This is a genomic window from Psychrobacter aquaticus CMS 56 (assembly GCF_000471625.1).
In the GTDB taxonomy this organism is placed as follows: domain Bacteria; phylum Pseudomonadota; class Gammaproteobacteria; order Pseudomonadales; family Moraxellaceae; genus Psychrobacter; species Psychrobacter aquaticus.
This window is the reverse complement of the sequence record NZ_AUSW01000025.1, coordinates 95,553-111,360: the sequence shown is the minus strand read 5'-3', so window position 1 is coordinate 111,360 and position 15,808 is coordinate 95,553. Positions and strand designations below refer to the sequence as shown.

The 15,808-nt window shown below is 43.2% G+C and carries 11 protein-coding genes and 1 pseudogene; all 12 read left to right on the top strand.

What is annotated here, in order from left to right; genetic code table 11:
* Window position 1 precedes the first annotated feature (1 nt).
* The 12 genes and pseudogenes from sdhD to pgi all read left to right on the top strand — a co-directional run bounded on the left by sdhD (window position 2) and on the right by pgi (window position 15,797).
* Window positions 2-406 (top strand): succinate dehydrogenase, hydrophobic membrane anchor protein, encoded by a 405-nt coding sequence (gene sdhD / locus M917_RS06920; RefSeq protein WP_040642264.1) that lies wholly within the window; start codon window positions 2-4, stop codon window positions 404-406.
* Window positions 407-715: 309 nt separating this feature from the next.
* On the top strand, window positions 716-2,566 hold the full coding sequence (sdhA, locus tag M917_RS06915; RefSeq protein WP_021814082.1) for a succinate dehydrogenase flavoprotein subunit: 1,851 nt from the start codon (window positions 716-718) through the stop codon (window positions 2,564-2,566).
* 212 nt (window positions 2,567-2,778) lie between these two features.
* Entirely contained in the window at window positions 2,779-3,489 is a 711-nt protein-coding gene (locus tag M917_RS06910) for a succinate dehydrogenase iron-sulfur subunit (protein WP_021814081.1), read from the top strand.
* An 828-nt stretch (window positions 3,490-4,317) separates the two neighbouring features.
* Window positions 4,318-7,203, top strand: coding sequence for a 2-oxoglutarate dehydrogenase E1 component (locus M917_RS06905; protein WP_021814080.1), 2,886 nt, complete (start codon window positions 4,318-4,320; stop codon window positions 7,201-7,203).
* 156 nt (window positions 7,204-7,359) lie between these two features.
* The gene (odhB, locus tag M917_RS06900) at window positions 7,360-8,601 is read left to right on the top strand and encodes a 2-oxoglutarate dehydrogenase complex dihydrolipoyllysine-residue succinyltransferase (protein ID WP_021814079.1); all 1,242 of its coding nucleotides are present in this window, start codon (window positions 7,360-7,362) and stop codon (window positions 8,599-8,601) included.
* A gap of 92 nt (window positions 8,602-8,693) precedes the next feature.
* Window positions 8,694-9,047: a hypothetical protein gene (locus M917_RS06895; protein WP_021814078.1), complete on the top strand. Its 354-nt coding sequence runs from the start codon at window positions 8,694-8,696 to the stop codon at window positions 9,045-9,047.
* 100 nt (window positions 9,048-9,147) lie between these two features.
* Complete coding sequence (gene lpdA / locus M917_RS06890) at window positions 9,148-10,602, top strand: dihydrolipoyl dehydrogenase (protein WP_021814077.1); 1,455 nt, start codon at window positions 9,148-9,150, stop codon at window positions 10,600-10,602.
* A gap of 157 nt (window positions 10,603-10,759) precedes the next feature.
* Window positions 10,760-11,926, top strand: coding sequence for an ADP-forming succinate--CoA ligase subunit beta (gene sucC / locus M917_RS06885; RefSeq protein WP_021814076.1), 1,167 nt, complete (start codon window positions 10,760-10,762; stop codon window positions 11,924-11,926).
* 137 nt (window positions 11,927-12,063) lie between these two features.
* Window positions 12,064-12,939 (top strand): succinate--CoA ligase subunit alpha, encoded by an 876-nt coding sequence (gene sucD / locus M917_RS06880; RefSeq protein WP_021814075.1) that lies wholly within the window; start codon window positions 12,064-12,066, stop codon window positions 12,937-12,939.
* A 91-nt stretch (window positions 12,940-13,030) separates the two neighbouring features.
* Window positions 13,031-13,168, top strand: a pseudogene (locus M917_RS14110) (UDP-glucose 4-epimerase GalE); the annotation flags it as partial.
* A 70-nt stretch (window positions 13,169-13,238) separates the two neighbouring features.
* Complete coding sequence (locus M917_RS06875; protein ID WP_021814073.1) at window positions 13,239-14,123, top strand: UTP--glucose-1-phosphate uridylyltransferase; 885 nt, start codon at window positions 13,239-13,241, stop codon at window positions 14,121-14,123.
* A 3-nt stretch (window positions 14,124-14,126) separates the two neighbouring features.
* Window positions 14,127-15,797, top strand: coding sequence for a glucose-6-phosphate isomerase (pgi, locus tag M917_RS06870; RefSeq protein WP_021814072.1), 1,671 nt, complete (start codon window positions 14,127-14,129; stop codon window positions 15,795-15,797).
* Window positions 15,798-15,808 lie beyond the last annotated feature (11 nt).

The window sequence follows — 15,808 nt, the reverse complement described above, 5'->3', positions numbered from 1 at the left end:
GATCAAAAATAATTCAGGAATCAAAAGTGCGACTGGTCTAACAGGCTCAGGTTCACGCGATTGGATTGTCCAGCGCATCAGTGCTGTCGTTTTAGCTGTTTATAGTGTGGTGTTACTGGGATTCTTTTTGATTCATGGTGATGTTACTTATCTTGAATGGTCATCTTTTATGACCAGTTTGCCGATGCGCTTATTTAGCTTAGTGGCTGTACTGGCATTAGCTGGTCATGCTTGGGTTGGCATGTGGACGGTATTTACCGATTATATTACGTCTGGCAAGATGGGTGAAAGTGCGCCAAAATTGCGTTTGGTATTACAGACTTTAATGATTATCGCCATTTTGGTGTTTCTATTTTGGGGCATCATGATTTTTTGGGGTACAGGTTTCGCTGTGGTTGCTGTTTAACAGTCTGGCAACCCTAATCGTAATACCTTTATCTTTTTAATGACCGACTGTTAAGTCAGCTTTATTTATGGCTTGTGCCTTTAAATGCAGTTGGTCAGCAGTCATATAAGATTCATCCGATGATGCTCAGTGAATGTTAGAGTGAACACAACATCATGGTGAATATGCAAATTTTAGTAAGTGGTTGCAGATTGTCTTAATAATGACAGTCGAGATGTTTGGATGATTGTCAATATATGACGTCACACGAGCAGGATGATTGATTCAGACAATTCTTGTATTTACTTCACAGGCATTAGGAAAACTGTAATGGCAACAAGACAAGATAATACCATTAGCAATATCAAAACTCTGAACTATGATGCAGTTATCGTTGGTGGCGGCGGTTCAGGGATGCGTGCTTCACTACATTTGGCCGAAGCAGGTATGAAGGTTGCAGTCCTAACCAAAGTGTTTCCAACACGTTCGCATACGGTTGCCGCTCAGGGTGGTATCGGTGCAAGTTTGGGTAACATGAGTAATGACAACTGGCATTTCCACTTTTATGACACCGTTAAAGGGTCAGATTGGTTAGGCGACCAAGACGCCATCGAATATATGTGCCGTGAAGCGCCAAAAGTGGTCTATGAGCTTGAGCACATGGGCATGCCGTTTGACCGCAATGAAGATGGTACGATTTATCAGCGTCCGTTTGGTGGTCATACTTCAAACTATGGCGAAAAAGCCGTACAACGTGCTTGTGCTGCTGCTGACCGTACAGGTCACGCATTGCTACACACGCTATATCAGAAAAACTTAGAGCAAGGTACTGAGTTCTTTATCGAGTGGATCGCGCTTGATTTGATTAAAGACGAAGCTGGCAATATCAACGGTGTTGTCGCACTTGAGCAAGAGACTGGTACCGTTGCGGTATTCCAATCACCGATTACTGTCTTAGCGACAGGTGGTGCGGGCCGTATCTTCGCAGCTTCTACCAATGCTTACATCAATACTGGTGACGGTATTGGCATGGCGGTTCGTGCTGGTATTCCACTACAAGACATGGAGTTTTGGCAGTTCCACCCAACGGGTGTACATGGTGCAGGCGTACTATTGACCGAAGGTTGCCGTGGTGAAGGCGCTATCTTGCGTAACAAAGATGGCGAAGCATTCATGGAGCGTTATGCGCCAACTGTGAAAGACTTGGCACCACGTGATCTAGTGTCACGTTCTATGGACCAAGAAATTAAAGAAGGCCGTGGTTGTGGCCCTAACGCTGATCATATTGTAATGGATATGACGCATTTGGGTGTAGAGACCATCATGAAGCGTCTACCGTCAGTATTTGAGATCGGTAAAAACTTCGCTAACGTTGATATCACGAAAGAACCCATTCCAGTTATCCCAACCATTCACTACATGATGGGCGGTATTCCAACCACTATTCATGGTCAAGTGATTGTACCGGATCTAGAAGCGGGTACTGATGAAGACGGTCTATATGCTAAAGGCAATGTTGTTAAAGGTCTTTATGCAATCGGTGAGTGTGCTTGTGTGAGTGTCCATGGTGCCAACCGCCTAGGTACGAACTCATTGCTTGATCTATTAGTATTTGGTCGTGCAGCGGGTAAGCATATCGTTGACGAATTCCATCATGCTGATCACAACTATAAACCGCTTGATCCTCGCGTACTTGACTTTACCGTTCGTCGTCTAGATAAGCTGCAACAGTCAACTGAAGGCTATAACGCCCAAGATGTTGCGGACGAGATTCGTGCCACTATGCAGATGCATGCTAGCGTATTCCGTACGCAAGCAATGATGGACGAAGGCGTTGCGAAGATTCTAGCGCTGGGTGATAAAATCGAAAAAATCCATTTGGGTGATAAATCACAAGTGTTTAACACAGCACGTATTGAAGCGTTCGAAGTTGCTAATTTATATGAAGTAGCAAAAGCGACAATGATATCAGCGGCTATGCGTCACGAAAGCCGAGGCGCGCACAGTGTATCTGATTATGATCGTCCAGAAGATGATGACTATGCGCCAAATGGCCGTAATGATCATGATTGGATGAAACATACCTTATGGTATTCTGAAGGCAACCGCATCATTTATAAGCCAGTTCGCAAAGTGCCATTGACAGTTGACTATATTGAACCAAAAGTTCGTGTTTATTAATTTTCTGTTAAGCAGCTAATATATAACAGCAGTGTTAATGTTTTATCCTTTATTAATTTCTTAAAAAGGTGACCGCCAGCTACATGCACATGCCAGCGCTATGGCACTATGAATCAGCCTTTGATATTGATTGTCATCCCTGATTCATAGTGAGCGCAAATATGTTGCAATCTTTGTATGCCCGCCATCACCTACGTGTGGAGTTTAGCATTATGAGCCGAGGTACTCGCACCATCGAAATCTATCGCTACGATCCTGATCTGGACGCAGCGCCACGCATGCAAACTTATACGATTGAGCTACTTGATTCAGATCGTATGTTGCTTGACGTATTATTACGCCTAAAGAAGGAAGATGAAACGCTCACCTTCCGTCGCTCTTGTCGTGAAGGCATCTGTGGCTCTGATGGCATGAACATCAATGGCAAAAATGGTCTGGCATGTCTAATCAACATGAATACTTTGCCAGAAAAAGTCACCGTTCGTCCATTACCGGGTTTGCCAGTGGTTCGTGATTTGGTTGTCGATATGAACCAATTTTATGAGCAGTATGAAAAAGTACACCCGTACTTGATCAATGACCAACCAGCACCGCCAACAGAGCGTTTGCAATCTCCTGAGCAGCGTGAAAAACTGAACGGCCTGTACGAATGTATCCTGTGTGCGTGCTGTTCAACCAGCTGCCCATCATTTTGGTGGAACCCTGATAAGTTCTTAGGTCCATCAGCACTATTACATGCCTATCGCTTCGTTGCTGATAGCCGTGATGGTGACACGCAAGCTCGTCTGGCTCGTTTAGATGATCCGTTTAGTCTATTTCGTTGCCGCGGTATCATGAACTGCGTATCAGTTTGTCCAAAAGGCTTGAATCCAACAAAAGCCATTGGTCATTTACGTAGCATGTTACTGGATCAAGCAGGTTAGTGGTCTGTAATTGTATTTTTTAAAATGAATTGGCTGTAGTAAAAAAACACCACCTAATCAGGTGGTGTTTTTTTGATAAAATTCTGAGACTATTTTTTAGCTTAAGGTAAGATAAAAGTAATACAAATAATTAAATGTGCGTCTGTACTAACGATACGTTGGTCATATGTAAGAATGCATGATATATAAACAGTCAATCTATATAATTGGTCTAGAAAAATGCATTCATCAAGAGATATTGAACACGTTAAATGTTAGAATATTGCACAGTTGTATATGTCGAATATTTTGATTGGTTAATATCAGTTATTGATGCTCTGATTTGATTATAACAATGTGTCATAGCAGCCTATAAATAATGACAATACGCTTAAATGATACTAGGTATTCACTACGTAAATACTTAGTATTGAACAAACAAACTATGGCATAAAAAGCAGGCATGCTATTCTATACAGCAATGTATGCTTGGCCAAAAATGAATCGTATTTTAGAAATAACAAAACATTCATGGTCAATTTTTCATTAACAAATTGGTTATGATTGATAGCAGTATATATAAATTAATTTTTTGAAACGAGCTAGATCAGAAAACTGAACGTTCACAAATAAGTATTTTTTTTGATAAAAGTATTGCAATGACACTTAGTGCTACTATTTAGTATCGATAGTTGTGATAAGTAATTCGCTCATTTTTTCATAACGAGAATGAGTTTTGTTAAGTAGTAGTTAATGACATATAACGAAGTGTCAAAATGGTCAACATACAACAGATTTCACAATAATAAGCACGATTCCATTCATTTATCTATCAAATAGACGATTATTATGAATAGTATAATTAAAGAAGCAGCGAGCCTAGGACATACAGAGTTGGCTGCGGATAACGCCAGCTATATAGAAGCTCTTTATGAGCAATACCTAATTGACCCTAATAGTGTTGATACAGATTGGCAAACGTATTTTAAGCAATACCAATCGCCAAACGATGCACAGCATAATGCTATTAAAGACCAGTTCTTGTTGCTTGCCCGCAATCAGACCGCCAATAAAGGCAGTACACAAGCAACTGAAGCAAATATTAATAACCCATCTAACTGCGCCGATCCTAAACAAATGGGTGTGCAGCAGCTGATTTCAGCCTATCGCCGCCGCGGTCATCGCCGCGCCAAGCTCGATCCATTAGATTTGCATCCACGGGCAGAGGTTGAAGATCTGACTCTGGCTTATCACAATCTTTCAGAAGCCGATCTTGATACTGTGTTTCCTACCAATGATTTAAACATCGGTAAAGATGAAGCACCATTGCGTGAAATTATCGAGATTATGGAGCGTGTTTACTGCCGCCATATTGGTATCGAATATATGCACGTTACCACCAGTACAGAAAAGCGCTGGATGGAAAAATATTTAGAAACCAATTTAGGCTATATCAAGTTTGATAAAGAAAAACGCTTGTCTATTCTTGAGCGTCTGACAGCGGCAGAAGGTTTAGAGAAATATTTAGCGCGTAAATATACAGGCGTCAAGCGTTTCGGTTTAGAGGGTGGCGAAAGCTTTATTCCTGCTATCAATGAAATCATTCAACGTGCGGGCAGTTATGGCACCAAAGAAATGGTCATTGGCATGGCGCACCGTGGCCGCCTAAACTTATTGGTAAATATTCTAGGCAAAAACCCTGCAGATTTGTTTGACGAGTTCGATGGTAAAGTGCAGCCAGAAAAAGGCTCAGGTGACGTTAAATATCATAATGGTTTCTCATCTAATGTGATGACACCAGGTGGCGAAGTGCATTTGGCATTGGCATTTAACCCATCGCATCTTGAGATTGTCGCACCAGTGTTACAAGGTTCAGTACGTGCCCGTCAGGTTCGTCGTAATGATGAGCCTTTGATGGCAGATACCGATGGCAATTCAGTATTGCCAATTGTTATTCATGGTGATGCTGCTTTTGCGGGTCAAGGTGTGGTTCAAGAAACCTTTCAGATGTCGCAAACTCGTGCTTATACCACGGGTGGCACGGTACATATCGTTATTAATAATCAGGTAGGCTTTACCACCAGCCGTCAAGAAGATGCTCGTTCGACTGAGTATTGTACTGATGTAGCAAAAATGGTACATGCCCCTATTCTACATGTAAATAGTGATGATCCTGAATCAGTCGTGTTTGCTGCTCAATTGGCATTAGACTATCGTCGTGAGTTTGCTAAAGATATCATTATTGATCTATTCTGTTATCGCCGTAATGGCCATAATGAAGCAGATGAGCCATCAGCGACTCAGCCTCTCATGTATGCTGTCATCAAAAAGCTACCAACTGCACGTACTATCTATGCGCAGATGCTTATTGAAGCAGGTATTCTAAGTGCTGAAGAAGAAAAACGGTACGAAGATGACTACCGTGAATCTTTAGACCGCGGTGATTACGTTGCCAATTCATTGGTCAATCAACCAAATGAATCGTTGTTTGTCGATTGGAAACCTTATTTGGGTCATGATTTAGTCGATGAGTGGGATACCAGTGTCGATATTGAAATCCTAAAAGGATACGGTCGTCGTATGGCTGAAATGCCAGAAGGCTACAAACTACAGCGTCAAGTTGAGAAAATGGTAGAGCAACGCTTGGCCATGCAGACAGGTGAAGAGCCACTGAATTGGGGTGCTGCTGAGACATTGGCTTATGCGTCATTGGTCGATCATGATGAAGTATTAGTACGTATTACTGGTGAAGATGTAGGCCGTGGTACGTTCTCACATCGTCATAGTGAAATTTACAATGTCAATGATGGCAGTATGTATGTGCCATTGGCACACATGAGTGAAACACAAGCCCGTTTTGCTACTTATAACTCACTATTATCAGAAGAAGCGGTACTGGCTTTTGAGTATGGTTATGCAACCACCGTACCAAACGCATTGATCGTTTGGGAAGCGCAGTTTGGTGATTTCGTTAACGGTGCACAGGTAGTAATCGATCAGTTTATCGCAAGTGGTGAAACCAAGTGGCAACGTGTTTGTGGTTTGACCATGCTGTTACCGCACGGTTTTGAAGGTCAAGGTCCTGAGCATTCTTCAGCTCGTCTTGAGCGCTTCTTACAATTATGTGCTGAAGACAACATGCAAGTCATTACGCCGACCACACCTGCGCAAATTTATCATGCACTGCGTCGTCAGGCTGTACGCCCAATTCGTAAACCACTGATTGTCATGTCACCAAAGAGTTTGTTACGTCATAAGTTGGCGACGTCGAATCTTGAAGAGCTTGCTAATGGTAAGTTTGAAACGGTGCTACCAGAGATGGACGAGCACAACGCAGACAAAGTGACGCGTATGGTGCTATGTGGCGGCAAGGTTTATTATGATTTGCTTGAGCAGCGCCGTGCCTTAGGTTTAGATCATGTTGCTATCGTTCGTATTGAGCAGCTCTATCCATTGCCAGAGAAGCGTTTGATTGCGGAGATTGAAAAGTATCGTAATTTAGCAGAGATTGTATGGACACAAGAAGAGCCGCTCAATCAAGGCGCTTGGTATTACTTGGCACCGCATATGTTCCGTATCGTCGTACCGCACCCAACCAAGGCGAAAGTCATGGAGCCGGTGGCACGTCCTGCTAGTGCAGCACCTGCGACAGGTTCACCAAAACTCCATGCGCAGCAGCAGCAAGCGTTGATCGCTGGTGGCCTTGGTATCAGTGTCGATGAGTTGTCTAAGTAACAGATTGTTTAATCAGAAGACTATAGAAGATAAATGAATCAGGCGATAACAGTCAGTATCATTTAATACAATTTAGATAATATTATCTAAGACGGTACTAACTGTTTATCACGACTTAATAATAAGTATGAATATCCAAATCTAAGGAGTATATCGATGGCTGATATCAAAGCCCCCGTTTTTCCAGAATCGGTTGCCGATGGCACAATCGTTGAATGGCATGTGACTGAAGGCCAACAAGTAAATCGTGATGATTTATTGGCTGAAATTGAGACCGATAAAGTGGTATTAGAAGTGGTCGCGCCTGATAATGGTGTTGTTACCAAAATCGTTAAACAAGTTGATGATACTGTTTTGTCTGACGAGCTCATTGCTGAATTTGAAGCGGGTGCAAGCGCCAGTACAGATGTGGCTCCTGCTGTAGATCCGGATCAACCAGCAGCGCCTGTGCAAGCAAAACAAGCAGCCGATGGCGGTGAGCCTGTACAAGTGACGGATAAGAAAGACGAAGCTGATCATAAAGATCAGAGCCCAGCAGTTCGTAAAGCGGCTAAAGAAAGCGGCGTCGATCCTAAAGAAGTTGAAGGTAGTGGTCGCGGTGGCCGTGTCACTAAAACAGATATGGCTAACCCAACGTTGAAAGCAGACAGCAGCATCAAGTCTGACAATGGCCGTCCAGTTGCTGAATCAATGGGTGAGCGTACTGAGAAACGTGTTCCAATGACACGTCTTCGTAAGACAGTGGCGAATCGTCTGCTAGCAGCTTCTCAAGAAACGGCGATGTTAACGACGTTTAACGAAGTTAACATGAAGCCGTTGATGGACATGCGTGCTAAATATAAAGACCAGTTTGAGAAACGTCATGGCGTACGCCTAGGCTTTATGTCATTGTTTGTGAAAGCGGCTACAGAAGCGCTTAAGCGTTTCCCAGCAGTGAACGCTTCATTAGACGGTGACGACATTGTGTATCATGGTTTTTATGATATCGGTGTGGCAGTTTCGTCAGATCGTGGCTTGGTCGTTCCGGTATTACGTGATACGGATCGCATGAGCATGGCGGATGTCGAAAGCCGTATCCGTGAGCTTGGTGGCCTTGCACAGAAAGGTAAGCTTGGTCTAGATGACATGACTGGTGGTACGTTCACGATTTCAAATGGCGGTGTATTTGGCTCATTGATGTCAACTCCTATCCTGAATCCACCACAAACAGCTATCTTAGGTATGCATGCGATCAATGACCGCCCAATGGCAGTTGATGGTAAAGTTGAAATCTTACCAATGATGTATCTTGCACTATCTTATGACCATCGTATGATTGATGGCAAAGAAGCGGTACAGTTCTTAGTAACTATCAAAGAGTTGGTTGAAGATCCAGCCATGTTACTATTAGACTTGTAAGCTTCTAAGCTTGTATTGGCAACCGCTAATACAAGCTTTTTTGATAACTAGTATGTAGCTTTGTGATGCAATTAATCTAGTATGGTGAATTTATGAACTTCTCTGAAGCTCTCTATGACTTACCCAATGTTAATCTAACAAAAGAACAGGTAAATGAGCTACATAGTGAGCTAAAAAACTTAGAACGTTTTTTTAATGAAAATTATAAAAATGATGATAAGTTTGCTTCTGACTTTGTGGATAAGTTTTCAAGCTTACTTGAAAAATATGGCTTCTATCTTGATGTACAAGAAAGTTTTCTTAATAACCTGTACCCAGTAGCAGAATTCAAAAACTTAGCAGGTAATATTATTATTATGATTCGTAATACTAGTCATGAAGATGATTTTTGCGAATTCACTTATGAGCAAATGATTGAAGAGATGCAAAATGACTCAGAGTACTAGTTAGTTCATACCTCCTGAGTTTTAATTGTATTAGCATCAGTCAAAATAGTATCTGGTTATATGAAACTACATTCTTTATAAGAAATTCAAGGTTTATATTATGAAAGACAATTATGATTTAGTCGTCATCGGCGGCGGTCCTGGTGGTTACGAAGCCGCTATCCGTGCAGGCCAATTAGGTATGAGCGTTGCTTGTATCGAAAAACGTGTTTATAAAGGTGAGCCAGCCCTTGGTGGAACTTGTTTAAACGTTGGCTGTATTCCATCAAAGGCGTTACTTGATAGCTCGCATCGTTACGAAGCAACCAAGCACGACCTTGCTGAGCATGGTATCAGTACTGGTGATGTTGCCATCGATATTGAGCAAATGATTGCACGCAAAGAAGGCATTGTTAAGCAATTGACGGGCGGTGTTGCTGCATTATTAAAAGGCAATGGCGTTGACTGGCTACAAGGCTGGGGTACGTTAGTTGACGGCAAAGGTGCTGATAAGCAAGTTAAATTTACTGCTTTAGAAGATGACAGAGAAACGACGATTACTGCCAAAAACGTCATTCTGGCGGCAGGTTCTGTGCCTATTGAGATTCCTGTTGCTAAAACTGACGGCGACCGTATTGTTGATTCTACTGGCGCTTTGGACTTTACTGAAGTACCTAAGCGTTTAGGCGTTATCGGTGCTGGCGTTATCGGTCTTGAGCTGGGTTCTGTATGGCGTCGTCTAGGTAGCGAGGTGGTAGTATATGAAGCGCTTCCAAGTTTCTTAGCAGCAGCAGACAAAGATATCGCCAAAGAAGCTGGCAAAATGCTGAAAAAGCAAGGTCTTGATATCCGTGTTGATACCAAAGTAACCAACGCTGAAGTCAAAGGCGATCAAGTGGTCGTTACCAGCGAAAGCAAAGGCGAGTCATCTGAAGAGAGTTTTGATAAACTCATCGTTTGTGTTGGCCGCCGTGCATATGCTGAAAAGCTATTGGGCAATGACAGTGGTATTACGTTGACTGAACGCGGTTTGATTGACGTGAATGATCAATGTAAAACCAATCTCGATGGTGTTTACGCTATTGGTGATTTGGTACGTGGCCCTATGCTTGCACATAAAGCCATGGAAGAAGGCATGATGGCTGTTGAGCGTATTCATGGTGAAAAAGCGCAAGTTAATTATGATACGATTATCAACGTTATCTATACCCATCCAGAAATCGCATGGGTTGGTTTGACTGAACAAGAAGCCGAAGCCGCTGGTTATGAAGTTAAAACAGGTTCATTCAATTTAGCAGCTAACGGCCGTGCATTGGCTCAAAGCGAAGCTGAAGGCTCTATCAAAGTTGTTGCGGATGCCAAAACAGATCGCCTACTAGGGATGCATGCTATCTCTGCGGGTGCTGGTGATATCGTCCATCAAGGTATGATTGCGATGGAGTTTGTCTCTAGTATCGAAGATCTACAATTGATGACATTTGCCCATCCAACCATTTCAGAAGCAGTGCATGAAGCTGCTTTGTCTGCAGATGGTCGCGCTATTCACGCCATCCAGCGTAAAAAGCGTAAAAAATAAGTAGTTGGTTTGATAAGTACTGACTTATAACCTGATCATAGTGCTGCGACTAAAGCGGTTGCTATGATCATAAGTGTGCCAGAGGTACGTCTAATATGTACATAGGGCGCGCTTGTTTTCACTTTTTATTAATTGTAAAAAATAAAGGATACAATCAATGAATTTACATGAGTATCAAGCAAAAGAGCTACTAAAAAGCTACGGACTGCCTATCCAAGAGGGTATCATTGCCTATAATGGTGACGAAGCTGCCGCCGCTTTTGATAAAACGCCAACGGACATTGCGGTTATTAAAGCGCAAGTACATGCTGGTGGTCGTGGTAAAGCAGGTGGCGTAAAGCTGGTTAAAACTCGTGAAGAAGCCAAGCAAGTGGCTGAAGAGCTTATCGGTACCAACCTAGTGACGTTCCAAACTGACGCCGATGGTCAACCAGTAAACTTTGTATTGGTTGCAGAAGATATGTATCCAGTACAAACTGAGTTATATCTTGGTGCCGTAGTTGATCGTGCTACTCGTCGTGTGACCTTCATGGCATCAACCGAAGGCGGCGTTGATATTGAAGAAGTGGCTCACAACACACCAGAAAAAATCTTTAAAGTTAATGTTGATCCTTTAGTAGGCTTGATGCCTTTCCAAGCGCGCGATGTCGCGTTCAAGCTAGGTCTAGAAGGCAAGCAAATCAATCAATTCGTTAAATTGATGACAGGCGCTTATAAAGCATTCGTCGAAAACGATTTTGCTTTAATGGAAATTAACCCATTAGCCGTACGCGAAAATGGCGAAATCGTTTGTGTTGATGGCAAAATTGGTATCGATTCAAATGCCCTTTATCGTTTGCCTAAAATTGCCGCGCTACAAGACAAGTCACAAGAAAATGAGCGTGAGCTAAAAGCGGCTGAGTTTGACCTAAACTATGTTGCGCTAGAAGGTAACATCGGTTGTATGGTTAACGGTGCTGGTCTTGCAATGGCGACGATGGACATCATCAAATTGTACGGCGGCAAGCCTGCTAACTTCTTGGACGTTGGCGGCGGGGCAACCAAAGATCGCGTTGTTGAAGCGTTCAAAATCATCCTAGAAGACAGCAGTGTTGAAGGCGTTCTTATCAACATCTTCGGCGGTATCGTACGTTGTGACATGATTGCAGAAGCCATTATCGCTGCGATCAAAGAAGTTGACGTAAAAGTACCTGTTGTTGTTCGTTTAGAAGGTAACAACGCTGAGCTAGGTGCGAAAATCCTAGAAGAGTCTGGTCTGAAATTGATCTCAGCTCAAGGCCTATCAGATGCTGCTCAAAAAATTGTCGATGCTGTAAAAGCGTAAGTTTGTCAATTTAGACGCTTAAGCATAGTAGTCAAAGCGTGATAGTGGCTTTTTGGTATAAAAATAGACCATTGATAACAATGATCAATAAACCATTAAGTGGCTATCATAAGACAACCGAATACAAGGAAAAAATAATGAGTGTATTAATCGATAAAGATACCAAAGTATTGGTACAAGGTTTTACTGGTAAAAACGGTACGTTCCATTCTGAACAAGCCATCGAATATGGCACTAAAGTAGTTGGTGGCGTAACCCCCGGTAAAGGCGGTCAAACGCATTTAGGCTTGCCAGTATTTAATACTATGAGCGAGGCCATGGAAGCGACACAAGCTGACGCTTCTGTTATCTATGTACCAGCACCATTCGTACTAGACTCTATCATTGAAGCAATTGATGCAGGCGTTAAGCTGATCGTTGTGATCACTGAAGGCGTACCGACTATCGATATGCTAAAAGCCAAGCGCTATCTTGAAGCTGCTGGCGATGTGCGTTTAGTAGGTCCTAACTGCCCAGGCGTTATCACACCAGGTCAGTGCAAAATTGGTATCATGCCAGGTCACATCCATCAGCCAGGTAAAGTGGGGATTATCTCACGCTCTGGTACCTTGACTTATGAAGCAGTTGCACAAACGACTAAGCTTGGTTTTGGTCAGTCAACTTGTATCGGTATCGGTGGCGATCCTATTCCTGGTATGAACCAGATTGACGCATTGAAACTATTCGAAGCAGATCCACAGACTGAAGCGATTATCCTAATCGGTGAGATCGGTGGTACTGCTGAAGAAGAAGCGGCTGCTTATATCAAAGACCACGTTACTAAACCAGTGGTTGGTTATATCGCTGGTGTTACGGCTCCTGAAGGCAAGCGTATGGGTCATGCTGGCGCGATTATCTCTGGCGGTCAAGGTACTGCTGAAGAGAAATTTAAAGCTTTTGAAGATGCAGGCATCGCGTATACACGTGATCCCTCTAAACTTGGTGAAAAATTGAAAGAAGTTACTGGCTGGTAATAATCATCTAAAACACAGCTACTAAAACTCTATTGAAAAATAAACAAGACACCCCTACGATGGGGTGTTTTTGTTTGTCTCAAATGAAGTGGATATTGCCAGCTGTTATGCTAGTGCCGACAAAGCAAAAGCATTATTAGAATGGGAAGCCAAGCTATTAATTACTGATGTGTGCCAAGATACCTGGCGTTGGCAGAGTATGAATTCGCAAGGCTACAATATCTCTTAATATTTTTTAGATTATTACTGTTCGCTAACTACTTTTGTTTAACCTATTTTCTTAACACAGTCCGAACTTTATGAAAAAAATTACTCACGCGGTCATCCCTGTTGCAGGATTCGGTACTCGTATGCTGCCACTGTCTAAATCAGTGCCCAAAGAGCTACTGCCACTTGGCAATCGTCCAGCCATTCATTATGTGGTCGAAGAGGCGATTGCTGCCGGTATTAAGCATATTGTTTTGGTCGGACATGCGCAAAAAAGCGCAATTGAAAATTATTTCGATATCAATGCTGAGCTGGACAACCAACTGCGTCATAAAGGCAAAGACGAGCTGGCAGATAGCCTAAACTGGCTGCCAAATGATGTGACGGTATCGATGATACGTCAAGGTAGGGCATTAGGTTTGGGTCATGCGGTACTGGCTGCGCAACCCATCATTGGTGAACATGATTTTGCCGTGTTGCTCCCGGATGTGGTGCTTGATCCTTTTACCAATGATATGGCTGTTGATAATTTGGCGTTTATGATTGACGCATTTGCCAAAGACAACCATTCGCAAATATTGGTGAATAAAGTGGCAGATGAGGATGTGCATAAATACGGTATCGCCCAATTACACGAAGAGTTTAGTGCTACCAGCGCTTTTGAAGATCAAGCAGAGGTGAATATTAGTTTTAAAGTCGCAGGTTTTGTAGAAAAGCCGAGCTTAGCCGATGCACCTTCACATCTAGCTGTGGTAGGCCGCTATGTATTTAGTAATAAAATTTTTGATTATTTGACCAATACCACAGCCTCTGTTGGTGGGGAGATACAGTTAACCGATGCCATTGATGCATTGATAAGTGAGTACGGCGTTAACGTAACGACCATGCGCGGTGACAGCTATGATGCAGGTGATATGCGTTCTTATATGCAAGCCTTTATCTACTTTGCCGAGCAGCAATTAAAAGATGATGAGTAGCTGATGGACGCGATCAAAGACAAAACAGCATTTGACAGTGCTCGTAATTCTAAATATTGGCAGCAATTGCAAACGCTTGCGACGCAGCCATGGTCACTGGCAGATTTGTTTGCGCACGATGACAGCCGCGCGGCACGCTTTAGCACGAAAGCTGGGGCGCTGTATATGGACTACAGTAAGCAGTGTCTTGATGAGGAAGTGTTGGCAAATCTATTGCAGCTAGCAGAGAGCTGTGAGATATCGAGACGAATTGATGCGCTCATGCAAGGTGCTATGGTTAATACCAGTGAACAGCGTGCCGCACTACATACGGCGCTGCGTTTACCGGAAACAGCAAGGTTAAACGTTGATGGCCAAAATGTGGTGGCTGATGTTCATCATAGTCTGGTGCAAGTGGCCAGATTGTCCGAGCGAGTACGTCATGGTACATGGCGCGGATTTTCAGGAAAAGCCATTACTGATGTGGTGAATATTGGAGTAGGCGGATCTGATCTTGGGCCACTGATGGCGACGACTGCGCTGGATGAATGGGCAGATACCGAGATTGCAGTACACTTTGTCTCTAACATGGATGGTACTCAGCTCGATAATTTACTCAAACATCTAAATCCTGAAACAACTTTATTTATTATCTCGTCCAAATCTTTTGGCACAGTTGATACTTTATCTAATGCTAAGACGGCATTATCGTGGCTACTTGCCACGGCCAAACTGCGGGCGGGTACTGAAGATAGTGTATTGCGTCGGCACTTTATCGGTATTTCAGCCAATAGTGAGAAAATGAGCGCGTGGGGTATTCATTCTGAGCATCAGTTGCAGCTTTGGGAGTGGGTCGGTGGCCGCTTCTCATTATGGTCAGCGATTGGGCTGGCGATAGCCATCCGAATTGGTATGCCCAAGTTCAAGGCGCTATTGAGCGGTGCTCACAGTATGGATGAGCATTTTTCTGAGGCTGATTTTGCAGACAATTTACCGGTGTTGTTGGGGCTAATTGCCGTTTGGAACAGTACCTTTTTACAGGTGAATGCGCACACAGTGTTGCCTTACGATGGTCGTTTAAGTTATCTGCCGAGCTACTTAACACAGCTGGAGATGGAGAGTAACGGTAAGTCGGTTACCCAGCATGGCGATGACATTGACTACGACACTTGTCCAATTTTATGGGGTGAAATTGGTTCAAACGCTCAGCATGCATTTTATCAATTACTGCACCAAGGCACGCAGCAAGTATCTTGCGACTTTATTGCTTGTGTACGTCGTTACAGTGATAATGTAAAAAACGCGCCATTACAGCAGCAGCATGAGCTGTCTTTGGCCAACTGTTTGGCGCAAAGTCGTGTATTGGCTTTTGGTAATACAGCGATTGCAAAAATAGCTGGGGCCAAAGTGGATGCTGATGCGGACAAATACAAGTACTATCGTGGCAATCAGCCGTCAACCACCGTACTAATCGATGAACTTACTCCTCACAGTTTGGGAGCGCTGATTGCGCTCTACGAGCATAAAGTCTATGTGATGGCCAGCATTTGGGACATCAATCCGTTTGACCAATGGGGCGTTGAAATGGGCAAGCAGATGGCAGAATCTGTACATCATGCCATGCAGCACGAGAATAGTGGTCAATTTGATACCTCTACTGAACAGTTGCTACAGCACATTAAACAGCTGTCTTAAGAGGCGGCTGA